This window comes from Pseudomonas sp. GW821-FHT01E10 (assembly GCF_059422365.1).
Window position 1 is genome coordinate 43,199 of sequence record NZ_JBWKWT010000012.1, and the last position, 22,124, is coordinate 65,322.

Genomic DNA, 22,124 nt, shown 5'->3' on the forward strand with positions numbered 1-22,124 from the left:
GGCCTCTAGTTACAGAGCCATATCCGTCGCAGCATTCTCTTTCACAGCCTTAGGCTTCTCAGCCGGAGCAGCAGGAGTCGCCACCTGACCAATCACCGGCGGCGGAGTCAGCTCCAGCACCTTGGCGGTGTAAGCCCACTCTTGAGCCACTTTCTCAGGGCTGTTGTTCAGCTGAGTGCCATAGCTTGGCACGATCTGGTGCAGTTTTTCCTGCCAGGCTGGGGTGGCAACCTTGTCCTTGAACACTTTCTGCAGCACGGTCAGCATGATCGGTGCGGCAGTCGATGCGCCTGGCGATGCGCCCAGCAGGCCGGCGATGGTGCCGTCTTGCGAAGCAACGATTTCGGTACCCAGCTTCAGCACGCCACCGGCGGCTTCATCACGCTTGATGATTTGCACGCGCTGGCCGGCTTGCCACAGGCGCCAGTCTTCGGCTTTGGCATTCGGGAAGTATTCTTTCAGGGCATTCATGCGGTCTTCGTCAGACAGCATCAGTTGGCCTGCCAGATACTCGACCAGTGGGTATTCCTTGATGCCGACGCGGGTCATTGGCCACACGTTGTGCGTGGTGGTGGTGCTCAGCAGGTCCAGGTACGAGCCTTCTTTGAGGAACTTGGTGCTGAAGGTCGCGAATGGGCCAAACAGGATGACGCGCTTGCCGTCCAGGACACGGGTGTCCAGGTGCGGAACCGACATTGGCGGTGCGCCAACGGAGGCTTTGCCGTAGGCCTTGGCCAGGTGTTGTTCGGCGATGGCCGGGTTATCGGTGACCAGGAACGAGCCGCCAACCGGGAAGCCTGCGTATTCCTGAGCTTCAGGAATGCCGGACTTCTGCAGCAGGTGCAGTGCACCGCCGCCCGCGCCGATGAACACGAACTTGGCGTCGGTTTCGGTTTTGGTGCCGTCTTTCAGGTTTTTGTAGCTGACGCGCCAGCTGCCGTCTGCGTTCTTGGTGATGTCTTGCACTTCGCTAGACAACTTCAAGTCGAACTTCGGCGTGGTTTGCAGGTGCGCGACGAACTGGCGGGTGATCTCGCCAAAGTTCATGTCGTTACCGAGCGGGCTCCAGGTGGCCGCGACTTTCTGGTTCGGGTCACGCCCTTCCATCATCAGCGGAACCCATTTCTTGATCACTGCCGGGTCTTCGGAGTACTGCATGCCGGCGAACAGCGGGCTTGCTTGCAGGGCTTCGTAGCGCTTCTTCAGGAACTTGATGTTGTCATCGCCCCACACAAAGCTCATGTGCGGAGTGGAGTTGATGAACGAACGCGGGTTCTTCAGCACGCCTTGCTGAACTTGCCAGGCCCAGAACTGACGGGAGATCTGGAAGGCTTCGTTGATTTCAACGGCTTTCGTGATCTGAACTTTGCCATTCTCGTCTTCCGGGGTGTAGTTCAACTCGGCCAGGGCGGAGTGACCGGTACCGGCGTTGTTCCAGCCGTTGGAGCTTTCCAGGGCGACGCCATCGAGGCGCTCTACCATTTCCATCGACAAGTCGGGTTCCAGCTCATTGAGCCATACACCCAGCGTTGCACTCATGATGCCGCCGCCAATGAGCAGCACATCGACTTTCTTTGCCTCCGCGTAAGCGGACGTGATCCCCATCGACAAAGCCAGCCCCAGCAGGGCTGTGTTCAGTTTCTTAAACATTTGTAGCACCTATGATAAACGCCATCCGCCTCCAACCCTCATTCATGAGCAACCCAGGTTCACGGGTACGCAGGCAGCGTGCCGCGGGTTTCTGCATTCAGAAAGATTTGAAGGTGGGCACACAAGGCCGACGTGTCTCCATCGACCTCAGTTATATGTCCCTCGTGCACTGACTTCTTATCATTATTGGCTCAGCTACTTGAGCGACATTGATTCTGCCGCACGTCTGTGGACGTACGAACCGAATAAGTCAAACCAAGTTAATGCGACAGAATATCACGCCTCGGCCAGCCTGCGCGCCCGAAAGGACTCGACAGTCTAGACGGGACGAGGCCCGCGCTCGGCGTTTTTGCTCAAACGATCCAGCACAAACGCCTTGGCGTTGCGCGTCATTTGGTCGAGATGCCGGTCGCGTTGCTTTTCCGCATCGATCATTGCCCGCTTGCCGTGTTTTTGCAGCAGATACGTATGTATCTGCCGCACCTCCAAAGAACTGTAGATCGAGGTGACATCCAACAGGCCCATCAGGCCTTCGGTGCCGTGATCCCGGGTGTTCATCAGCACCTGAGTGCCGCGCACGCCCAGCACTTGAAAACCCATCGACTCGAACCAGGGCACCTTGGCGACGGTGCATGTCAACTCGGCATGGGGGTAGCGACCGAGCATGTCTTGCAGCATCGCCCGCGCGACACCCTGTCGCCGGTGACTGGCCTGCACCGCCATGTACGCCACGCCGCAGGCCTCGGGATCGTCCTTGACCGGCAGGTACAGCAAAAACCCGATGACCTTCTCGGGATCTTCATCATCCATGGCGACGATCAACTCGACCGCAATGCCTTTGGCGCCGCCGAGCGCTTCCAGGTAGAGATGAACCTCATAGCCCACCGCGTATTGATAGACGTTGTACAACGGGTTGCTCGGCGCGATGCCTACCATGCTGATGTCGGTCAGGTTGTCGACGACCATCTGCAGAATCTGGCTGTTGATGGGCTCCGGGCATGGAGTGGCAAAGTGGGTGAGCTGGGGCATTGCGTTTCTGACTCCGGATCAAGGCTTACTGAACATCAGCCCGGCCATTGTCACAGATCGAGCCCCTCGCAGGAAAATCAACGCTGCGGCGCGACGATGCGGAAGCGGATGTCGATGTCGTTGGAGACCACCGTATCGGCCCACTCCCCCTCCCCGATCTTGAAGTCACTGCGTTTGAGAATGATGTTGCCATCGAAAATCCCGATGGCCTGCTCCGGCTTCAACAGCACCTTCACCTGCAACTCGCGCGTCATGCCCCTGAGGTTAAGTTTGCCGGTGATCAGATAGCGTTGATTGCCCAGCGCTTTTACCCGAGTCGATTCAAAGGTCGCCACCGGATAGTCCGCCGTGTTGAACCAGGCAGGCTTTTGCAGCTCGGTATTGGCATCGCTGCTGCCGGCGTCGATGCTGGCAAGGTCGATGGTCATCCTGGCATGGGCCGCGGTGGGGTTTGCCGTGTCGAAATCGAGCGTGGCGTCGAATTTGCCGAAGGTGCCGTACACCCTGGAGCCGAACTGGTTATAGGTGAAGGAGATCTTGCTGGCGGTGGTGTTGACCCGGGTGTATTCAACGGCTTGGGCACAGGGCAAGACGCCGATCGTGAGGATGGCGAGCAATGCGGCTAAACGCGGGAATCGAAGAGACATGGAATTCTCCGGGTGGAATGCCCTTCAGGGATTGAAGTGCAGCACCCGTGTGGCTGCGATAGCTGGACTTAAGCAAATATTCGAGGGTTATTCCAGCCCAGCAGAGCCCCTGCTCCTCAAAAGCCCGGCCCCACGGGTCTTTGGACTCGCCGGAAAGCCCGATGTGCCTAAAGTTGTGCTCTTGGCCGCCGACTCCCTTTTACTAACTCCTCTTACGAAGGACCGTAAAGTAGTGAACCTACAGCGTGAAATTGACGAGGTTTACGAAAGAAAAGCCTTCGAACGGCCACTGTTCTATTCCTACCCGGGAGGTTTGCGATTCAGCCTTTCCGAAAAGGGAACTGCCATTGAACAGTTTCTCCTGGCGCTTCAAAAAGCACGGTGCATTTGCGAGGACATATTCTCCGAGGAAGGATCGCTCGTTGTCTGTCTTCGTGTTCGTTCCAGAGCAAATCCATTTGCACACCGACCTGTTCTAGCGGAGCTTCGGGCGGCCGGTATCAAGATCCCCTCGAATCATTCCCGATGGCTTAACCCCATTCATCCGGACAATTGGTTTAATGAACATGAAGAAGAGCATTGGGCAAATGTCGCCTTTCATGCCCCATTGTCGCTACTTCAGAACTTTCTATGGTGTGCATTGGCGAAGGACATTGGAGACATTCGGCCCCGCCCGTTTTGTGACATCTACTTTTTCAACCTGAACCTGCAGGTTATGGCATTTCCCTACGATGATCGCGGCATGGATGTCGTCGGACCGAACAGGACTGCCCTGGCGCAGCTGTATCAGAAACATCAGCGTTTTTTACTAACCCATGATCGACCAGTGATGGATGAGGTATTCGGAGTCCAGGAACCCCATTGTAGATAACGCTAACAGCGACGCCTGGACTCCAAAAAATTTGGGCTCGATGGGGCGTGAAACAACCCGAACTGCTCTTCGATAAAGGAAAGTGCAATGCCACCGCTGATATGGGACCCGTTTGACCTTTTCAACGTACTTGGGGTTGCTCCTTCTGAAGGAGAGTCCGGGATCTCGCACCAGTACATCGTCGAACAGGGCGCTGTCAGACTGCAATTGACCATTTGGCAATTTGATTGCGATGTTGAAGTCCAGCTGTGGGCGGCTCCGCTACCAAACCCAATAGTGCGGTACTCAATGCTCGATTGCCCGGGTATACGCGTCGTTAACGATAAACGTGGTCGTTTTTTAGAGTTCGCTGCGTCTAATACCTTCTCGGGTCGCTACGACGGCTATTCAGTCATTCCTTACGGTTTAAGACTCTGGATTGATCCGCAAATTTTTCTTGAGCCATTCACCTACTCGTGATTGGTGCTCCCACGTCTTTACCCAGCCTGCCATTACTGGATAATGGCCCCCTGCCACAACCAGGCTCTGACCTTGATTTCTCAAGGTTTTATATTGCTACAGCCTGACAGTCACCTTCAAGGACGGACGATCGGCTACGGAACAAGGAATCAGCACCGTGATATCCCAGCAAGACTCAGCAATACCGCTTACCCGCACTCAGAAATTCACCTCGTTGATCACCCGCGGCATGGCAGGCCTCAGCGTCGTGCTGGGCGCCATGTGGGCGTTAATCACCTATGCCGTGCCGGACCCGAGCGTGTTCGGTTTCAGCTTCATCAGCTGGAAAAACGTGGTCCTGCTGGTGAGTGCATTCATATTTCTGGGAGCCGTTTCAATCGGCTGGCAGATTCGTAATTTCACGCCGATGCTCCGCGGCGCGTTGCAGTTTTTCATGATCGCCGGCTTGTCTTTCGGCTTCTTCATCCTAGGCACCGAATACGCCAAGCCCTCTTTCGAGTTCGCCAAACTGCAAGCCAAAATAGTCGAAAACGAAGGCAACAACCTGCTCGGCAAACGCATGGAAGTGCTGGATAACATTCGCATCGAACTGGAGGGTTGCGAGAACATCGGCCGTCTGCCCACCTGCACTTTTGAACTGACCAATCTGAACGTAGACCGCAGCTTTCGCTTCGACGACGGCACCCGGCTATTCGACGAGTCTGGCGGTCCACTGAAGTTCGAGTCGATCCGGGTGGGCCAGGTCGAGGACAACGCCTGGCTGCGCTTTCAGCTGATTCGCAACGTACCTACACGCGTTACGCTGATCTTCCAGCAGAGCAACAGCAAACTCAGCAAAACACCAGCGATCAAGTTGGTGTTTCGAGATGGGAATGATGAGACGCTTACCGTCAAATTCAGTGAGATTGTAATGCGCTAGTTGTTGGAATAAAGGCTCTCTACTGACCACTACGGCGCAGGCACATACTCTTCGGTAATAACGAGACTATGTATAAGCCCCAACCACCCACTTCACTTTCTCCAGCACCTCCCTGAGCGCCCCCATCTCCACGGAGCCCAGCGCCAGGCGAAACGCATGTGGAACGTTGGCCGACGTGGCAAACGGTTCGGCGGTTGAAACCGAGACGTTTTCCCGCATCAACGCCATGGCGATCTGGTCGGCCCGTGCGTCTTCCGACAATGGCAGCCAAAGAAAATACGACGAGGGGTGGCGAATACAGCGCAGCCCCGCCAGTACCTCGCCGGCCACGATTTGCCGGGCCTGCGCGTCCCGGCGCTTTTCGGCTTCCAGTTGCATGACGGTGCCGTCGTCAAGCCAGGTGGTGGCAATCGCCGTCATCACACCCGGGGTATTCCAGGTGGTCGCTTTGATTGTGCGTTCCAGCGCGGGCACGTTCTGCAGGGGGGCGGCGACGAAGCCGACGCGCAGTCCGGTGGCCACGCTTTTGGAGAGCCCTGACACATAAATCGTCCTCTCGGGGGCGAGTACCGCCAGCGGCGCGGGTGGATTTTCGGCGAGGAAGGCGTAAGCGGCGTCTTCTATGATCAGCAGCCCATGCTGGCGCGCAATCGTCACCAGGTATTCCCTTTGCTCGGCACTCATCACCCAGCCCAGCGGATTGTGCAGGGTCGGCATCGTGTACACAGCCCGCACGCGTCGATGCCGGCACAGGCTTTCCAGCGCTTGCAGATCAGGCCCGTGATCGAGCACCGGAATGGGCACGATTTCAAGGTGCAGTGTGTCGGCCAGGGCCTTGAACCCCGGGTAGGTCAACGCGTCCGCGGCAATCACGTCACCGGGTTGCAACAGCGCCATCATCGTCACGGCCAGCCCTTGCTGGGCGCCGGTGACGATCAGCACTTGCTCAGCCTCGACCGTCAGCCCTCGAACGCGCAGATGGCGCGCCACAGCGGCGCGCTCATGGGGTCGCCCGGCGTGAGGCTGGTAGCGCAGCAACGCTTCCAGATCACCGGCCGAGGCGAGTTGGCGCAGGGCATTGCGCAACAGTTCTGCCTGCCCGGGTAGCGCCGGATAGTTGAAGTTCAGGTCGGTCATGCCGGCGGCAACGCTGTGTTGATCGATAGCCTGGTTGGGCGACCACGAGGTTTCCCTGACGAACGTCCCCCGCCCCGTCTCCCCGCTGACCAGGCCCATGGCTTCCAGCTCCGCATAGACCCGGCTAGCCGTCACCAGGGCCAGGCCTTCCGTGGTCGCCAACTGACGGTGAGTCGGCAAGCGTGTGCCCGGCAACAGGCGCCCTGAACGAATATCCGCGGCAAACGTATCCACCAGTGATTTGTAGCGGGAACGAGGCATGAGCAGATGTATCCATGACAATATTTTGATTGTATTGAGTTTCGTCCATACGATGCCTTCCATGCAACCTGAGCATGAAGGGGATCCAGAATGGAACGCACATCGAACCTGCAACAGCACACCACGGAAAAGACCGCGAGCGGATGGCTCAACGGGTTCATTGGCGTGCTCATCTTCAGCGGCTCGCTGCCGGCGACACGGGTGGCCGTTCTACAGTTCGACCCGGTCTTCCTGACGGTTGCCCGGGCCAGTATCGCTGCCATTGTGGCGCTGTGCTTGCTGTTGCTGTTCAAGGAAAAACGCCCGGCCAGGCATCAGTTGCTCTCCCTGGCCATCGTGGCCCTGGGCGTTGTATTAGGGTTTCCGCTGTTGACCGCGCTGGCGCTGCAATATGTAACGTCTGCGCACTCCATCGTCTTCGTTGGCCTGTTGCCGCTCGCCACCGCAGCGTTCGGGGTCTGGCGCGGCGGCGAGCGGCCCCGGCCGGTGTTCTGGTTCTTCTCGGTGCTGGGCAGCCTGCTGGTGGTGGGGTTTGCCGTCTCCCAAGGCCTGACGGCCTCTCCTGCGGGAGACATTCTGATGTTGCTGGCGATCCTGGCGTGCGGGTTGGGCTATGCCGAAGGTGCGAAGCTTTCCAAGACTCTGGGAGGCTGGCAGGTGATTTCCTGGGCGCTGGTGCTGTCGCTGCCCGTCATGGCGCCGTTGACCTGGTTGCTGGCCCCGCCTTCGCTCTCGGCAATTACCCCGCCTGCGTGGTTGAGCCTGGCTTACGTGTCGCTGTTCAGCATGTTGATTGGCTTTGTGTTCTGGTACCGCGGGCTGGCTCAGGGCGGGATTGCCGCCGTCGGCCAGCTTCAGTTGCTGCAGCCGTTTTTTGGCCTGGCACTGGCGGCCACGTTGCTGCACGAGCAGGTCAGCGTTGCCATGCTGGGGGTGACCGTGGCGGTGATTCTTTGCGTGGCCGGGGCACGAAAGTTCTCGAAATAGACGGCTCGCGTGGCGAAACAAATCGGCCAGGGGCTTTTTTTAGAGCCCCTTTTCTGTAGTGGCCAGAGCACTAAAGAGGCCCCGTCAGCTCCACACTGTCGCGGTACTCCGGCACCGAGACCGACCAGCCCAGCTCCAGGCTGATGCGCCGGCGCAATACATCCGAGGCATTGGGTTCGCCATGTACCACATAGGTGTGTTTCGGTGGCCGCTTGAAGCCGCGCAGCCACAGCATGATTTCATCGCAGTCGGCGTGTGCGGACAGGGTTTCCATCGGCACCACTTCGGCGCGGATCGGCACGTCTTTGCCGTGAATACGTACCGACGGGGCGCCTGCGATGATCTGCGCGCCGCGGGTGCCGCCCGCCTGAAAGCCCGGCACCAGCAGCGTATTGAGCGGGTTGGGCGCCAGCGCCTTGAGGTGGTGCAGCACCCGCCCGCCAGTGGCCATGCCGCTGGCGGCGATGATCACCGCGGGTGTGCGCTGCTGGTCCAGGTCGATGGAGTCTCTGGTGGAGCGCACAAAACGCGTGACACGGCACATGCCTTCGCACTCTTCCAGGGACAACCGGTGTTCACTGCGAAAGCGCTGGTACAAGCGTGTGACGTCGGTGGCCATGGGGCTGTTGAGGTAGATCGGCAGATCGGGAATCGCGCGTTTTTGTTGCAAGCGATACAGGTGATACATCAGCAACTGCGCGCGACCGACCGCGAACGATGGCACCAGCGTGATGCCATGGCGCAGCGCGGTACGGGTGATGACCTCGGCCAGTTGATCTTCCGGGGATTCGTCGGGATGCCGGCGGTCACCATAGGTCGACTCCACCAGCAGATAATCGGCCTGCTCGATCGTCTCCGGGGCAAACATCAATGGATCGTTCGGCCGCCCCAGATCCCCGGAAAACACCAGGGTCATGCCATCGGCGACGACTTCCACGGTCGCTGCGCCCAGAATATGCCCGGCACCGCGCAACAGAATGCTCATCCCCGGGACAATGTCGACCCGGTGGTGCAACTGCACCGGCCGCAGCAATTTCAATGCCCGCTCGGCGTCTTGCTCGGTGTACAGCGGCAAGGCCGGAGAGTGTTTGGAGAAGCCGTGGCGATTGGCGAACTCGGCCTCTTCTTCCTGCAAGCGGCCGCTGTCGCACAGCAGGATTTTCACCAGTTCACAGGTGGCTGGCGTCGCATACACCGGGCCGCGATAACCGTTGCGCACCAACACCGGCAGGTAGCCGCTGTGATCCAGATGAGCGTGGGTCAGCACAATGGCTTCGAGGTCGCGAACCGGCAACTGGAACGGGTCCCAGTTGTGCAAGCGCAGTTGTTTATAGCCCTGGAACAGACCGCAATCGATCAGCACATGCTGGTCGCGATGTTCCAGCAAATACTTGCTACCCGTGACCGTGCCCGCAGCACCGAGAAATGTCATTCGCATGGCCGTTTCCTTGAGCATTCATGGAGCACTATTGATCGCTCCTTTGCGCTTGTGGGCAGTTGATTTTTATCAATCGAGGTCACACTGGTTCATCTTCTTTGTCGAGCCGCGGCAATGGCTTGATGATCGTCAGGCTGCAAGGCGACCGGTTCAATACGCTTTCCGCCGTACTGCCGATGAATATATCGATCCCGCGATGGTAGGTCGTTCCCAGCACCACCATGTCGAAGGCATGTTGTTGCGCGAAATGGGCAATGACTTTGGGAGGGATGCCAGGCAGCAGATGGCGCCGTTGTTTCTCGACTCCGTAGCGTTCGGCAAGCGCTTCAAAGGCCTCCAACTGGGCATCGTTGACGGCGTCTTCCAAACTGCCATCGAGAGTCGCCGTCGGCACATTCACTTGCGCCTCCCCCAACTCCGACCAGCCGCTGACATTGAGCAGGTGCAAGGTGGCGCCGCAAGATTCGGCCAGGCTCGAAGCCAAGTCGAGAATCCGGTCATTGAGCCCCTGGGTCAGTTCCTCCAGATGGGACAAGTCGATGGTCGCCAGTATGCTCAACGGCTTGGGATTTGTGGCATCGATGACCAGGTGCAAGGGCGCCGGACAGTCGCGCAGCAACTGCCAGTCCAGCGGACGATGGAAGGCGCGATCGAGCGCTGATACGCGGTGGGTGTCCTTGATCACCAGGTCTGCATGGAAGTCATTCACGTACTCCAGCAGATGCGCCAGGGTTGGTCTGGCCCACACCACTTCAGTGCTCACTTGCACGCCTTCGCGTCGTTGAAACCGGGCTTGCTGCTCCAGCCATTGACGATGTACCTGCAAGTAACCCTCCCGCGCCTGGGCCATGGCGTCGTGGTCAAACAGGCCGGCCGCCGCCAGCGCCTGGACATAATCGAAAGCGACAATGTGCAGCATCGCACCGGTTGCACAGGCCAGGGCCCGCGCCCGATCGAACGCCGGGGTGCGGACCATTTCGGTCGGGGCAATCAATAGCAAACGTTGAATTTTCACCCTCACCCACCTCATCTGGATAGCTTCAGGTTGTGGCTCAAGTATCGGGGGGCTCTCGCCAGGCGGCTCTGATTTTTATCAACTAATGGCCGGCCAGCGATCGGCTTACCGCGCGACGCTCGAACCCGGCTGCCTGACCGCCAGAATGCTGCCCGGTACCGAGTACAACGCCCGCTCGGTGTTGCTGCCAATCAACCGGTCGATCCCCACGCGATGCACAGTGCCCATCACCACCACATCCGCCAGGTATTGCTCGACAAACTCGCTGATCACCGGCACCGGCAGGCCCATGACAAAGTGCCGACGCTCGGGAGGAACACCGTAGCGATCCGCCAGGGTGATAAACGCCCGGTGCAGGGATTCGCGCAGCTCCTCGACGAAGTCCATGCCCCAGCCACCGGCGATCAGCGGCGCATCGCCATTGAACGCCGGCGACAAGTCGTAGGCGTACAGCAGGTGCAGCGGTGCATCGCATTGCAGCGCCAGTGCGTTGGCCGTCTGGATGATGGTGTCGTTCAGGCCACTGATTTGCGTCGCCGGATCGAACGGGTCCACGGCGGCCACGACCCGGTGCGGCAACCCGTAACGGACCTGATTGACCAGGTGCACGGGGATCGTGCATTCGCGCAGCAGATGGCAATCGAGCGGAGTGATGAACACCCGTTTGAGCGCCGGTTCCAGGGTGACATCCTTGATCAGCAGGTCGGGCTTGAGGTCTTCGATTGTCTTCAAAATATCCAGCAGCGGATGGGTGGTGAAGACCGCTTCAACCGTTACGTCCACGCCCTGCCCGCTGAGCCGCTCGACCTCGTCGGCCACCCAACGATGACAGTGGCGCAAATAACGCTGATACCCCGCCTCGTCGATTTTTTCTTCCCATAAATGAACAATCGGTGCCGGATCGACAAAGGCCCGCACATCCAGCGCGGCCCCGCTCGCCTTGGCCAGCGCGACGGCCCGGAGCAAGGCAGGAGACTGATGCAGGGTCCGGTCGGCGATCAGTAACAAACGTTGATATTGCCCCATCTCACACCTCCGCTCGAAACCGGTCCCTTACCCGCCGGCATGGGCCAAGACTGCGCCCGTTGCCCCCTCCCCGAGGTTGATTTACATCAAATACCCGCAAATGAACGCCCTCGTGACGGGTGTCTGATCCAGATCAGATTCAAGGGCTGCCAGTGGCGTAGAAAGGAATCAACCGCGTGATGGGTGAATACGCACCGACCTTTCAAACAAGATGGAGGATCATCCATGCTCACTGTCAAAGACCATAATGATCGGGCCGCGGCCGCCTATGCCGCAGTCCCCGGAAAATACTGGATCGAAGCGCTCAAGGACGGCCGCCATGTGCTGATCCGGCCACTGCTGGAAAAGGACCGCGAACTTGAATACGCCTTCATCAAGCGCCTGTCGCCCGAGTCCCGGCACATGCGTTTTCTCGCGCAGATCAACGAGCCCGGCGCCGCCATGCTCGATCAGTTGATGGACACCGATAACAAACAGCGCATGGCTTACATTGCGCTGGTTCACGAAAACGGCAAATTGATCGAAATCGGCATCAGCCGCTACGCCGCCACGTCGGAACATGAGTGTGAGTGCGCGGTGACAGTCGCCGATGAATGGCAGCATCTGGGCCTCGGCACCGCCTTGATGGAGCATCTGATCAAGGCCGCCCGCAGAAACGGCTTTAATCAGATGTATTCGATCGATGCTGCAAGCAATACCCCCATGCGCGACCTGGCCAAAGCCATGGGTTTCGAGCGGCACAATGACCCCAACGACAGTCGTCAGGTCATCCATCGTCTGTATATGTCATAAAAGCCGATTGCCCCACGACGTACCGGCCAACGGTCCGCCGTGGGGCAAGTCTACGTTCAGGGTTACAACGACCTGTCGGGTTTGATCGCCAGCACACTGCAAGGGGCTCGGTGCAAGAGCTGTTCGGCAGTGGTCCCCAATAGCTTGTTCAACCCCGAGTGCTGCACCGTCCCCATCACAATGACATCGGTGTGATGGTCCTCGACGAACTTGCAAATACTCGGCACTGGCGCACCTTCGATGAAGTGCCGACGCTGCGACGGCACGCCGTGACGCTCGGCCAGCGCCGTGAACGCCTGGTGTTGCGCCGTGCCCATGGCTTCGTAAAGACCGGAGGCCAACGGGAGTGCGCCAACGCCCATGTCCAGGGCATACACGGCTGTCCAGTCATACGCATGCACCAACTCGATCTGCGCCTCACACTGTTCAGCCAGCTTGGTGGCGGCGTCGATAATCTGGTCATTGAACACCAGGTCCTGCTCTTCGCTGCGCAGCACATCGACGATGGCCAGCACGTTACGTGGCCGCGCGTTCCGGGCGTTGGTCACCAGATGCACCGGCACCGGGCAATCGCGCAACAACTGCCAATCCAGCGGAGTGAAAAACACCCGTTTCAACGCCGACTCTTCCTGGGCGTCCTTGATGATCAGACTCAGCGACATCTCGTTGACGAATTGCAGGATCTCCTCGTAAGGGTGCTGTACCCACACCACCTCGCTGGTGACCTCGACGCCGTGCTTGCTTATCAAATGGGCTTGCTCGGCAAGCCATTGCCGATGGGTTTGCAAATAGCCTTCCCGGGCCTGGGCAATTTGCTCGGGGGCGAACAGGCCGGCGACGGCCAAGGCCTGCAGGTAATCGAATGCCACGATGTGCAGCGGCGATTGCATCGCGCGGGCCAACGCGGCGGCCCGGTCGAACGCCGGAGTACGGGTCATGGAATGGGGGGCGATCAACAGTAAACGCTGAGTCTGCGACATGGGACACCTCGGCACGCGGCCATCTCGATGCAATGAGTAGAACCCTAGAGTGATCGCGGCAGATTCGGGCGACTTGATCTTTGTCAGCTACAGCGCTCGGATGCCCGTTAATGCAGCAACATGCCCACCCACATCGCCAACGTCAGCAAGACCTGGCCGGGAATGACATACGCGGCGAACCGTCGCCCACCGCTGACCCAGGCCACCAGGCATTTGCTCAGGGAGTTACTGCTGATGGCAACCAGCGTGGGCCCGGCAATGGCGTCGAACGGCAACAGTCCGGCCTTGGCCAGGGCGCCAATGGACGCCGTCGAAGAATGGGCATCGGCGAAACCGGTGAGCGTCGTCGTGACCATCACGCCCACTTCGCCAAAGTGATTGAGCACCATCGAAGACACAAAGGTAACGCCGGTCATGGTCAGTGCGATGACCAACGCCAGCTTGAGGTTGAACGCACCGCCGACCTTGACCGGCTGATTGTCGCCACTCGCAGGTTTGGGCAACATCAGGCTCAAGCCATACAGCGCCGTGGCGGCGGCACCCAACAACAGCGGCCCCCACATGTAGCGCAATAGACCGATGTCGACCGCCCCCAGGATCAGGCCGACCTGAATGATGGTCGCCAGGTTGGACAGCATCGCTGCCGCACTCAAGACTTTGATGTTGCCTGGCTCCTTGGCGACAAGGTGCCCCATCGCGGCGATGGTCGCGATGCTGGAAGCAAACCCGGAGGCGATGGCGCTGACCACATAGCCGTAACGGGCACCCAGGGTACGAACGGCAATATGCCCGACCGCCCCGACGGCCATCAGCAACACCGTCAGGGTGCAAATGGTGCGCAGATTGATGGCGGCATAGGGGCCGATAAAGCGATCCGGCGCCAATGGCAACACCACCAGGGCAGCGACCAACAGCACCAGACCGTCGCGCATCTCCCTTTCAGTCAATTGGCTGCGCGCAAAATGATGCAGTTTCTGGCGATACGTCAGCAGCCCCGCCACCACCACGCCGATGGCGATGGCCAGTTCGGGCGCGCTGTTACACAACGCCCCCAGTGCCAATACCGTGAATAACGCCACTTCACTGGTGACACCAGGGTCAGTGCCCAGGCTTCGCCAGTAAGCCACAGTGACCAGCAAGGCCACCGAAACCGCCATGATGCCCACCAGCAAACCACCACCGATTTGCATCGCCACATAACCCAGCAACGCGGTGATCGCGAACGTACGCAATCCGGCACAGGCGCGACTGTCCCCCCGCCCCTTGTGCCGTTCACGTTCAAGGCCGACGAGCATGCCGATCCCCAGCGCAGCTGCCGCCCCTGTCAGGCCCAAGGTTTCGTTCATATGACTCCTGTCCGGGTATAAGCCACAACCCCAAGACTGCACCGGCATGACGCAGGAGAGATTGATAGTGGTCAATGTTTTATAGATGGACCTGGCGCCCCCCGCCACACGTCGGGCTACAAGCTGGATCACTCGCCAGATTGATAAAGATCAATCCCGGCCCCCCGGTCAGCGGCAGGATAAAAGCCAGAGGACCACTGCCCAAACGCAGGGGTGCCAGTGAGTACAGGAATATCTACGATTATTGACGGGAGTTTGGTCATGTCTGAGCATTCACGCTTCATGCTGGTCGTCTCGCCCCTGATGGAAAACAGCCCCGCGTTCGACCGCGCCGCTGCATTGGCCAAGGCCTCGGGCGCGGCCCTGCATATCGTCGCCTTCGATTACCTGCAAGGCCTGGCAACGGCGAGCATGGTCAACGAACAAGCGCTGGAGGAGATGCGGCTGGGGTATGTCGAGCGCCATCGGCAATGGCTCGAAGAACAGGCCCGCCCCTTGCGTAAAATCGGGGTGCCCGTCACCACGGAGGTGATCTGGGTTGAACGACCTTTGCAGGAAATCCTCATTCATCTCAAAGAACAGCCGATGGCGGTACTGATCAAGGCACTGGAATACGAGTCGCTGCTGTCACGCATCATGTTCACGCCCCTGGATATCCATTTGCTGCGCGAATGCCCGGTACCGCTGCATTTTGTCAGCCACGTGAAGCACGCGCTGCCGCGCAAAATCGTCGCCGCGGTCGATCCCTTCCATAGCAATACCCAGTACAAGGATTTCAACGACAGGATTTTGCGCGAGGCCTCAAAACTGGCCAGCACCTGTAACGCCCAGCTCGACGTGATCTACGCCCACGATCTTTCATCCCTCAGTGCGGACGAGTTCGATTTCGACAGTAGCTCAGCGCTGTTTTCCCCAGGCAAAGCCAAGACACTGTTTGATGCTCAGGCCGATGCCTTCCGTGAACTGGCTGAGCGCAATGGTATTGCGCCAGAGCAACAGCACATGATCATGGGCAACCCGACCAAGGTTCTTACCCAATACGCCGATGCCTACGACATCGACGTGCTTGTCATGGGCCGGGTCGGCCACCGGGGCGTGGGTCGACTGGTGGGCAGCACGGTGGAGCATCTGCTGTACAAAATGCCGTGCAGTGTCTGGGTGGTTTCACCTGAGGAACTGTAGAGGGCTGTTTCGCACCTGGCCTACCAACCTTTCAGACAAAGGACATCACCATGAACGACTTGAGTCTGCGTCAGAGCATTATGGATGAGCTTGAATTCCAGCCTGAGATCGATGCCGCCAACATCGGTGTGACCGTGGACAATGGCGTCGTCACGCTCACCGGGCACGTTAAGAGCTACGCGCAAAAAGTCAGCGCGGAACGCGCGGTAAAAAGCATAAAAGGGGTACGCGCCGTGGCCGAAGAAATTCAGGTCAGGCCGATGAAAAGCGCGGGCACGGCGGACGACGCCATTGCCTCCCGCGCCTTGAATATCCTCACCTGGAGCTCCGACATTCCCGAACAGGACATCAAAGTCATTGTGCAGAAAGGGTGGATCACCCTTGAAGGCGAAGTGGACTGGCAGTACCAGAAAGAAACCGCCGAGATGGCCGTGCGCAAGCTGTCGGGAGTGGTAGGTGTGGACAATCGGCTCGTCCTTCGTCCGCAAGTGAACGTAGACGATATCCAGCGTCGTATCGAAGAAGCCCTCAAACGCAATGCCGAAGTCGATGCCAAGGCAATTCACATCAAGGTCGAAGGCGATGTGGTGAAGCTTGAAGGCAAGGTTCATTTGTGGCGTGAGCGTCAGATCGCCGAACGTGCCGCCTGGTCAGTACCGGGGGTGAGGCAAGTGGATGATCATCTGCGCATTGCCTGAGTCAATGAGCCCGGGGAACCTGTAATTCCCCGGGATACCAAGCACTTGCGACGGGCCAACGGTTCTCCGTTTGTCGATTGCTTCCGGCGATCTTCCGAACGGAATCCGTGCCCTGGCGCACAACACCTATGCTTTATATATAACCCCCATGGCGCCATTGACATGACCGAAGTCCGCCTGCTTCAGGGTCAACACCTCAAGGCTGCCTGTTCCAATTGCAGTGTATTAGAGTTTTGCCTGCCTTTTGGTCTCGACAAACTGGAACTCGAGCGCCTGGACAAGCTGATTTTGCAACGGTTCAAGGTCAGGAAAGGCGCCCCCCTCTACCGCGCAGGCGATCCCTTGCACTTGCTGTATGCGATCCGTATTGGCTCATTCAAGACCAGCGTGCTGTCGCTCGATGGCCGCGAGCAGGTCACCGGATTCCAGTTGCCCGGCGAGATGCTCGGCCCGGACGCCATTAGCGCCGAAGAGCACACCTGCAATGCATTTGCTCTGGAGGACAGTGAAGTCTGTCCCATCCATTTTTCTCAGCTGGAAAAACTCGCCCGGGAGCTGCCGGCACTGCAACACAACCTGAACAGGTTTCTGAGCCGTGAAATCGTCCGCGATCACGATCTGCTGATGATGTTGGGCAACATGAACTCGGATGAGCGTCTGGCCGCCTTTCTGCTGAACCTGTCGCTACGCTTGAGCATGCGTGGCTACTCATCCAGCGAATTCATACTCAAGATGCGGCGCGACGAAATAGGCTCCTACCTGGGGTTGCGCCTGGAAACCATCTGCCGGGGTATCGCCCACCTGCGGGAACAGGAGCTGGTGGAAATAGCCGGTCGTGAGGTCAAGGTGCTGAACATGCACGGGCTCAAGCAGCTGGTCGCCGGTTGCCATTCGGTGGCCCTCCACTGACGCAGCATAGCTTTTCAGCGCTTATCAAGGTAGCGAAACAACTCTTCCTCCTGATCGAAGTGCAGTCGCACGAGGGTATCCAGGCGGATCAACTGATGCTGGATCTCATCGACAGAAGCTGTTGCAGGGTCGGCACTGAAATCTGTGCTCATGCGCGCCAGCAAATGGATCAGGCGAAAGATCTCGCGGTGGACGTGGCTCATCGCCGACATGGGGTCCTCGCCGGGCAGGCTTTGCGTCAACAGCGGATACAGGTTTTTTTCGTCGTCCCGTTCATGGCGGGCCAGTGATTCCTGCAGGTTTTTTACCAGCGCCAGCAAGTCGCTCTGCGCTTGCTCGAGTGGGCGCTGGGCGAAGTCGCTTGCCAGTTGATGCAGATCGCTGAGTACCGAAGCGAGCTGGTCGTGTTCGTCCTGCAGGTGATCGATATGCTCGGCGGCCAGCTTGCGTTGGCGCAAACCCGGTAACGGCCCCAATGCACGCAAGGCATTGAAGATGATCACCACGTCGATACCCTCCTGCACCACGGCACCGACCAGCGGTGGCAAGTAGCCGAAGGCGGCTACCCCCATGGCCAGCACCGACATGCCCATGCCGGCCAATACGCCTTGACGGGCGATGTGGCGAGTCTGACGGGCGATGTCCAGCGCCTCGACCAGACGGTCCAGACGATCCACCAGCAGCACCACACCCGCCGCTTGCGCGGACGCCGTGGCACCGCTCGCCCCCATGGCCACCCCGACATTGGCCGCCGCCAGGGCGGGGGCATCATTAATACCATCACCGACCATCAGTGTGCTGGCGTGCTGGCAGGCATCCTGTACCGCACGCACCTTGTCCCCAGGACTCAACCCGGCACGCAACTCGTCGATCCCGGCCGACAATGCAATCATCTCGGCGGTTTCCACGCGATCGCCCGTGAGCATGACGATCCGCTCGATGCCTCGGTTGCGCAGTCGGCGCAGGGTCAGCGGGGTTTCCCGACGCAGCTTGTCGGAGAAGATCAGCAGGCCCGCGAGTGCCCCGTCCACTTCAACGAAGCTGCCGCTGCACGCCAGGTAATCCATGCGACGCAACATGGTGGCAGCCCAGTCGCCAACCGGCGATTCATTTTGAACAAAGGACAACGTGCCGAAACGCACCCGCAGGCCATCGATCAACCCGCAAAGACCAGAACCCGGACTTTCCTCGACCGCCTGCGGCACGCTGAGCGGCAATCCACGCTGACAGGCGGCCTCGACGATGGCCTGGGAGATGGGGTGCGTCGAGGCCTGCGCCAGTGAAGCGGCCAGGCTCAGCAGACGCTGCGGATCGAGCGCTCCGTTGGTCTCGATCGATTGCAGACGCGCGTGGCCGCTGGTCAACGTGCCGGTCTTGTCGAGAAACACTTGCTTGACCTCGGCCAGCGCTTCCAGGGTGACGCCGTCCTTGATCAGGATCCCGCGCCGCGCTGCCCTGGAAATACCTGACATGATCGAAATCGGTACAGCCAGGATCAACGGGCAAGGCGTGGCCACCACCATAACTGCCAGCGCGCGCAAAGAGTCGCCACTCAGGTACCAGGCGATGCCGGCAATCAGCAATGTCAGCGGTATGAAGAACAACGCGTAACGGTCGGCCAAACGCACAAAAGGCGCGCGCGATCGCCGTGCGGCTTCAGCCAGGCGCACGACCCCGGCGTAGGTGCTCTGCGCTGCGGTTCGAGTAGCTGTCAGCAGCATTGGCGTACCGACATTGGTCACCCCGCTGGGCAGTAGCTCTCCTTCCAGGCGGGTGACCGGCAATGACTCGCCGGTGAGCGCCGACTCGTCAAGAATCGCCGTGGGGCTGAGTAGACGGCCATCGACCGGTACCACTTCCCCCAGGCGCACAAGCAGCGTCTGATGCGGCTGGATCTGCTCGACCGGAATCTGCCGTAAATTGCCGTTCTCCTGCAGCCAGGCAACGCGTGGCGCCCGGTCGACCAGCGCACGCAGTTCGCGTTCGGCGCGTTGTTGGGTGAAGAACTCCAGGATGCGCCCCGACGCCAGCATCAAGGCAATCACCGCCGCCACCAGCGTCTGCTGAAAAAACAACGCGGCGGCAATCGACAGCAGGGCGATCAGGTCCACACCCGCCTCGCGCCGGGCCAGGCGCCTGACAATCTCGACGAGCAGCACCAGGGCCATCACCAGACTGCCCGCGGCCCAGCAAATCGAGGCCCAGTCAGACTTGTGAGCAAGCTGCGCAATGCCCCCGGCCAGTAGGGTCAGGGTGGTGAGCAGCAATAAAACCGGGTCCAGCCACTTACTGAACATCGATGTGGGTTCCTCAAGAAACGCTGCGCAGCCCTCGTTGTACAAATGCCTGCGGCTCATCGCCGTCATGGGTAGAGCTTAGGTCTGGAATGCCCGGCATGTTCGCTGCGCGCTATCAATTGAAGCCTCGTCTGGCGTTAGCGCAATGGCCGCTGCGGGACAAAATCGCTGTGTGCTTTCTTTCTGATTTAAATCAAACAGCCAGGGGCCGTTCACGTAGACATTTAGAGTCAGCGTTCACACCGTCGTATCTGCGGTCAGCGCTCTTTCTTTCGTTTCGTGGAGGCCTGACATGGCGACTCATCTGCACGGCACGCAACCGATTCTCCCGCCGACTGCCCCCCAACCCCTGGCCGGCAGTTGGCGACAACTGGAGCCTAAACGCCTGTCCCTGAGCCTGCTGACGGCTCTGGTGATCGGCTCGATGATCGGCAGCGGCATTTTCAGCCTGCCGCAAAACATGGCCGCCAGTGCGGGTGCCGGTGCCATCCTGATTGGCTGGCTGATCACCGGCGTCGGCATGCTGTCGCTGGCACTGGTCTATCAAACCTTGTCCAGCCGTCAGCCGACCCTGGACAACGGCGTGTTTGCCTATGCCCGGGCGTTGGGCGGTGAGTTCCTCGGCTTCAACTCCGCCTGGGGCTATTGGATCAGCGCCTGGGTCGGCAACGTCAGTTACATGGTGATTCTGTTTTCCGCGCTGAGTTTTTTCTTCCCGCTGTTTGGCGAAGGCAACAACAAAGCGGCGATTGTCGGGGCGTCCGTGGTGCTCTGGTCATTGCACTGGATGATCCTGCGGGGCATGCGCACCGCGGCCAAAGCCAACGCCCTGACCACACTGGCCAAAGTCGTGCCCTTGCTGCTGTTTATCGGGCTGGTGATCGCGGCCTTCCAGCGTAAAACCTTCATGGTCGACTTCTGGGGTTCTCCCGCACTGGGCAGCACGCTGGATCAGGTCAAAAGCACCATGCTGGTGACCGTCTGGGTGTTCATCGGGATCGAGGGTGCCAACGTGTTTTCCGCCCGAGCGGCAGAACGCGTCAATGTCGGCCGTGCCACCGTTATCGGTTTCGTCATTACCTTGTTGCTGCTGATTGCGGTGTCCCTGTTGTCGCTGGGCATTCTCGGACAACCGGAGCTGGCGACCCTGAAAAACCCTTCGATGGCGGGCGTACTTGAGGCAGTTGTCGGGCCGTGGGGCGCGATGCTGATCAGCATCGGCTTGATCATTTCAGTCGGTGGCGCCCTGCTCGCCTGGACGCTGCTGGCAGCCGAATCGATATTCACCCCGGCCAAGGAAAAGGTCATGCCGGGTACGCTCGCCATGGAGAGCACCCGTGGCGTGCCCGCCAATGCGCTGTGGATCACCAACGGCTGCATACAGCTGTTCCTGCTGCTGACGCTGTACTCGAGCGCCACTTACCTGACCCTGATTTCCCTGGCCACTTCGATGATTCTGCTGCCGTACCTGTTCAGCGGTTTGTACGCATTGAAACTGACCTGGCAGGGCCAGACCTACGCCGGTCACCGTGGCCTGCAACTGCGTGACATGGCCATTGCCTCGGTCGCCACGCTGTATTGCCTGTGGTTGCTGTATGCCGCCGGGCCTAAATACATGTTGCTCAGCGCTTTGCTCTACGCCCCCGGCTCGTTGATTTACCTGGGCACCATGAAAGCTCGTCAGGGACAAGCGCTCAACGGCCCCGAGACGGGACTGTTGATCATTATCTGGGTGGCGGCAGCCATCGCCGGCTGGATGTTGTGGTCCGGAGCACTGGCCTTGTAAGGGCGAGTGCCGGGTTGTTGTTTTGTCGTGGTGGGCCGAAACCAATGCTCGCGGCTCACCTTATTCGCCAAGAGGAGAAAAGAAAATGAGCAACTCCGTGAAGAAAGTACCCGTTCATACCGAAGCGAAAGCCGCTCCGCGCCCAAAGACAACTGAACTGATGCGCCCCTTCGAAAAGCTTCGGCAACAGGTCGACCATCTGTTCGAAGACTTCAGTCTTGGCTCGGGGTTGTCGCTGTTCAACCGTGGACTGTTCGATGTCGCCCCCCTGTGGGACCGGGAGTTGATCGGTCAGAGCATGCCTGCGGTAGACATCGTCGAGAAAGATAAAAGCTTCGAAATCACTGCCGAGCTTCCCGGCATGGATCAGAAAGACATTGAGATCAAACTGTCCAATGGCAGCCTGATCATCAAAGGGGAAAAGCAAGAAACGAAGGAAGAAAAAAAGAAAGGCTACCATCTCAGCGAACGTAGCTATGGCTCCTTCGAACGGATGTTCAACCTGCCCAAAGAGGTGGATGCCGATAAGATCGAAGCCAGTTACAGCAAAGGCGTACTGAGCATCTCGTTGCCGAAAAAGCCTGAAGCCCTGAAGGCTGACAAGGTCGTGCCGATCAAAGGCAACTGAGTCCCGGGCCTGCCCCTTGTCGGGAAACCGACAAGGGTTTTTTTATGGGTACCAGACAACCTCGCCC

At 59.2% G+C, this 22,124-nt stretch carries 20 protein-coding genes; 10 read left to right on the forward strand and 10 right to left on the reverse strand.

The features are described from left to right. Positions 1-9: 9 nt before the first annotated feature. The 3 genes from mqo to AC07V0_RS20435 form a co-directional block, all read right to left on the reverse strand. Positions 10-1,650: a malate dehydrogenase (quinone) gene (mqo, locus tag AC07V0_RS20425; RefSeq protein ID WP_086945378.1), complete on the reverse strand. Its 1,641-nt coding sequence runs from the start codon at positions 1,648-1,650 to the stop codon at positions 10-12. Between the two features lie 318 nt (positions 1,651-1,968). Then, positions 1,969-2,679, reverse strand: a complete 711-nt coding sequence (locus AC07V0_RS20430; RefSeq protein ID WP_086945377.1) for a GNAT family N-acetyltransferase — start codon at positions 2,677-2,679, stop codon at positions 1,969-1,971. 77 nt (positions 2,680-2,756) lie between these two features. Continuing rightward, on the reverse strand, positions 2,757-3,326 hold the full coding sequence (locus tag AC07V0_RS20435) for a YceI family protein (protein WP_064616936.1): 570 nt from the start codon (positions 3,324-3,326) through the stop codon (positions 2,757-2,759). Here AC07V0_RS20435 and AC07V0_RS20440 point away from each other — a divergent pair. The 3 genes from AC07V0_RS20440 (at position 3,325) to AC07V0_RS20450 (ending at position 5,575) form a co-directional block, all read left to right on the forward strand. Further along, the gene (locus AC07V0_RS20440) at positions 3,325-4,197 is read left to right on the forward strand and encodes a DUF3885 domain-containing protein (protein ID WP_245846272.1); all 873 of its coding nucleotides are present in this window, start codon (positions 3,325-3,327) and stop codon (positions 4,195-4,197) included. The two genes, AC07V0_RS20435 and AC07V0_RS20440, sit on opposite strands and share 2 nt — an antisense overlap. Positions 4,198-4,284: 87 nt before the next feature. Continuing rightward, positions 4,285-4,656, forward strand: coding sequence for a hypothetical protein (locus AC07V0_RS20445; protein WP_018928174.1), 372 nt, complete (start codon positions 4,285-4,287; stop codon positions 4,654-4,656). Positions 4,657-4,813: 157 nt separating this feature from the next. Further along, entirely contained in the window at positions 4,814-5,575 is a 762-nt protein-coding gene (locus AC07V0_RS20450) for a hypothetical protein (RefSeq protein ID WP_018928175.1), read from the forward strand. A 66-nt stretch (positions 5,576-5,641) separates the two neighbouring features. Here AC07V0_RS20450 and AC07V0_RS20455 read toward each other — a convergent pair whose 3' ends face one another. After that, positions 5,642-6,973, reverse strand: coding sequence for an aminotransferase-like domain-containing protein (locus AC07V0_RS20455; protein WP_086945376.1), 1,332 nt, complete (start codon positions 6,971-6,973; stop codon positions 5,642-5,644). Between the two features lie 90 nt (positions 6,974-7,063). Here AC07V0_RS20455 and AC07V0_RS20460 point away from each other — a divergent pair, with 90 nt between their 5' ends. Then, positions 7,064-7,960: a DMT family transporter gene (locus AC07V0_RS20460; protein WP_018928177.1), complete on the forward strand. Its 897-nt coding sequence runs from the start codon at positions 7,064-7,066 to the stop codon at positions 7,958-7,960. A gap of 70 nt (positions 7,961-8,030) precedes the next feature. Here AC07V0_RS20460 and AC07V0_RS20465 read toward each other — a convergent pair whose 3' ends face one another. The 3 genes from AC07V0_RS20465 to AC07V0_RS20475 form a co-directional block, all read right to left on the reverse strand. Continuing rightward, positions 8,031-9,398, reverse strand: a complete 1,368-nt coding sequence (locus AC07V0_RS20465) for an MBL fold metallo-hydrolase RNA specificity domain-containing protein (RefSeq protein ID WP_245846275.1) — start codon at positions 9,396-9,398, stop codon at positions 8,031-8,033. A gap of 79 nt (positions 9,399-9,477) precedes the next feature. Continuing rightward, a complete protein-coding gene (locus AC07V0_RS20470) occupies positions 9,478-10,413 on the reverse strand; it encodes a universal stress protein (RefSeq protein WP_086945374.1) in 936 nt (311 codons plus the stop codon). A gap of 105 nt (positions 10,414-10,518) precedes the next feature. Continuing rightward, positions 10,519-11,439: a universal stress protein gene (locus tag AC07V0_RS20475; RefSeq protein WP_086945373.1), complete on the reverse strand. Its 921-nt coding sequence runs from the start codon at positions 11,437-11,439 to the stop codon at positions 10,519-10,521. Positions 11,440-11,664: 225 nt separating this feature from the next. Between AC07V0_RS20475 and AC07V0_RS20480 the strand changes: the two genes are divergently transcribed. After that, on the forward strand, positions 11,665-12,231 hold the full coding sequence (locus tag AC07V0_RS20480; protein ID WP_086945372.1) for a GNAT family N-acetyltransferase: 567 nt from the start codon (positions 11,665-11,667) through the stop codon (positions 12,229-12,231). 62 nt (positions 12,232-12,293) lie between these two features. On the opposite strand, the gene AC07V0_RS20485 is transcribed toward AC07V0_RS20480, so the two are convergent. Then, a complete protein-coding gene (locus AC07V0_RS20485) occupies positions 12,294-13,211 on the reverse strand; it encodes a universal stress protein (protein WP_018928182.1) in 918 nt (305 codons plus the stop codon). A 107-nt stretch (positions 13,212-13,318) separates the two neighbouring features. Further along, complete coding sequence (locus tag AC07V0_RS20490) at positions 13,319-14,557, reverse strand: MgtC/SapB family protein (RefSeq protein WP_086945371.1); 1,239 nt, start codon at positions 14,555-14,557, stop codon at positions 13,319-13,321. Positions 14,558-14,818: 261 nt separating this feature from the next. Here AC07V0_RS20490 and AC07V0_RS20495 point away from each other — a divergent pair, with 261 nt between their 5' ends. The 3 genes from AC07V0_RS20495 (at position 14,819) to AC07V0_RS20505 (ending at position 17,346) form a co-directional block, all read left to right on the forward strand. Then, positions 14,819-15,739 carry a universal stress protein gene (locus AC07V0_RS20495; protein ID WP_495019827.1) on the forward strand — a complete coding sequence of 307 codons (921 nt, stop codon included), beginning with the start codon at positions 14,819-14,821 and terminating at the stop codon, positions 15,737-15,739. A gap of 50 nt (positions 15,740-15,789) precedes the next feature. After that, complete coding sequence (locus AC07V0_RS20500) at positions 15,790-16,437, forward strand: BON domain-containing protein (RefSeq protein WP_086945370.1); 648 nt, start codon at positions 15,790-15,792, stop codon at positions 16,435-16,437. Between the two features lie 162 nt (positions 16,438-16,599). After that, positions 16,600-17,346, forward strand: coding sequence for a helix-turn-helix domain-containing protein (locus tag AC07V0_RS20505; RefSeq protein WP_086945369.1), 747 nt, complete (start codon positions 16,600-16,602; stop codon positions 17,344-17,346). Positions 17,347-17,360: 14 nt separating this feature from the next. Here AC07V0_RS20505 and AC07V0_RS20510 read toward each other — a convergent pair whose 3' ends face one another. After that, positions 17,361-19,643, reverse strand: a complete 2,283-nt coding sequence (locus tag AC07V0_RS20510) for a heavy metal translocating P-type ATPase (RefSeq protein ID WP_086945368.1) — start codon at positions 19,641-19,643, stop codon at positions 17,361-17,363. Between the two features lie 292 nt (positions 19,644-19,935). On the opposite strand from AC07V0_RS20510, the gene arcD reads away from it, so the two are divergent. Further along, entirely contained in the window at positions 19,936-21,429 is a 1,494-nt protein-coding gene (arcD, locus tag AC07V0_RS20515) for an arginine-ornithine antiporter (protein ID WP_086945367.1), read from the forward strand. Positions 21,430-21,514: 85 nt separating this feature from the next. Beyond that, positions 21,515-22,057: an Hsp20/alpha crystallin family protein gene (locus AC07V0_RS20520; protein ID WP_086945366.1), complete on the forward strand. Its 543-nt coding sequence runs from the start codon at positions 21,515-21,517 to the stop codon at positions 22,055-22,057. Positions 22,058-22,124 lie beyond the last annotated feature (67 nt).

What these genes read in the sequence shown, in the direction of transcription:
- mqo (WP_086945378.1), bottom strand. Translation starts at nt 1,650, where the DNA reads ATGTTTAAGAAACTGAACACAGCCCTGCTGGGGCTGGCTTTGTCGATG.
- AC07V0_RS20430 (WP_086945377.1), bottom strand. Translation starts at nt 2,679, where the DNA reads ATGCCCCAGCTCACCCACTTTGCCACTCCATGCCCGGAGCCCATCAAC.
- AC07V0_RS20440 (WP_245846272.1), top strand. Translation starts at nt 3,325, where the DNA reads ATGGAATTCTCCGGGTGGAATGCCCTTCAGGGATTGAAGTGCAGCACC.
- AC07V0_RS20435 (WP_064616936.1), bottom strand. Translation starts at nt 3,326, where the DNA reads ATGTCTCTTCGATTCCCGCGTTTAGCCGCATTGCTCGCCATCCTCACG.
- AC07V0_RS20445 (WP_018928174.1), top strand. Translation starts at nt 4,285, where the DNA reads ATGCCACCGCTGATATGGGACCCGTTTGACCTTTTCAACGTACTTGGG.
- AC07V0_RS20455 (WP_086945376.1), bottom strand. Translation starts at nt 6,973, where the DNA reads ATGCCTCGTTCCCGCTACAAATCACTGGTGGATACGTTTGCCGCGGAT.
- AC07V0_RS20460 (WP_018928177.1), top strand. Translation starts at nt 7,064, where the DNA reads ATGGAACGCACATCGAACCTGCAACAGCACACCACGGAAAAGACCGCG.
- AC07V0_RS20465 (WP_245846275.1), bottom strand. Translation starts at nt 9,398, where the DNA reads ATGCGAATGACATTTCTCGGTGCTGCGGGCACGGTCACGGGTAGCAAG.
- AC07V0_RS20475 (WP_086945373.1), bottom strand. Translation starts at nt 11,439, where the DNA reads ATGGGGCAATATCAACGTTTGTTACTGATCGCCGACCGGACCCTGCAT.
- AC07V0_RS20480 (WP_086945372.1), top strand. Translation starts at nt 11,665, where the DNA reads ATGCTCACTGTCAAAGACCATAATGATCGGGCCGCGGCCGCCTATGCC.
- AC07V0_RS20485 (WP_018928182.1), bottom strand. Translation starts at nt 13,211, where the DNA reads ATGTCGCAGACTCAGCGTTTACTGTTGATCGCCCCCCATTCCATGACC.
- AC07V0_RS20490 (WP_086945371.1), bottom strand. Translation starts at nt 14,557, where the DNA reads ATGAACGAAACCTTGGGCCTGACAGGGGCGGCAGCTGCGCTGGGGATC.
- AC07V0_RS20495 (WP_495019827.1), top strand. Translation starts at nt 14,819, where the DNA reads ATGTCTGAGCATTCACGCTTCATGCTGGTCGTCTCGCCCCTGATGGAA.
- AC07V0_RS20500 (WP_086945370.1), top strand. Translation starts at nt 15,790, where the DNA reads ATGAACGACTTGAGTCTGCGTCAGAGCATTATGGATGAGCTTGAATTC.
- AC07V0_RS20505 (WP_086945369.1), top strand. Translation starts at nt 16,600, where the DNA reads ATGACCGAAGTCCGCCTGCTTCAGGGTCAACACCTCAAGGCTGCCTGT.
- AC07V0_RS20510 (WP_086945368.1), bottom strand. Translation starts at nt 19,643, where the DNA reads ATGTTCAGTAAGTGGCTGGACCCGGTTTTATTGCTGCTCACCACCCTG.
- arcD (WP_086945367.1), top strand. Translation starts at nt 19,936, where the DNA reads ATGGCGACTCATCTGCACGGCACGCAACCGATTCTCCCGCCGACTGCC.
- AC07V0_RS20520 (WP_086945366.1), top strand. Translation starts at nt 21,515, where the DNA reads ATGAGCAACTCCGTGAAGAAAGTACCCGTTCATACCGAAGCGAAAGCC.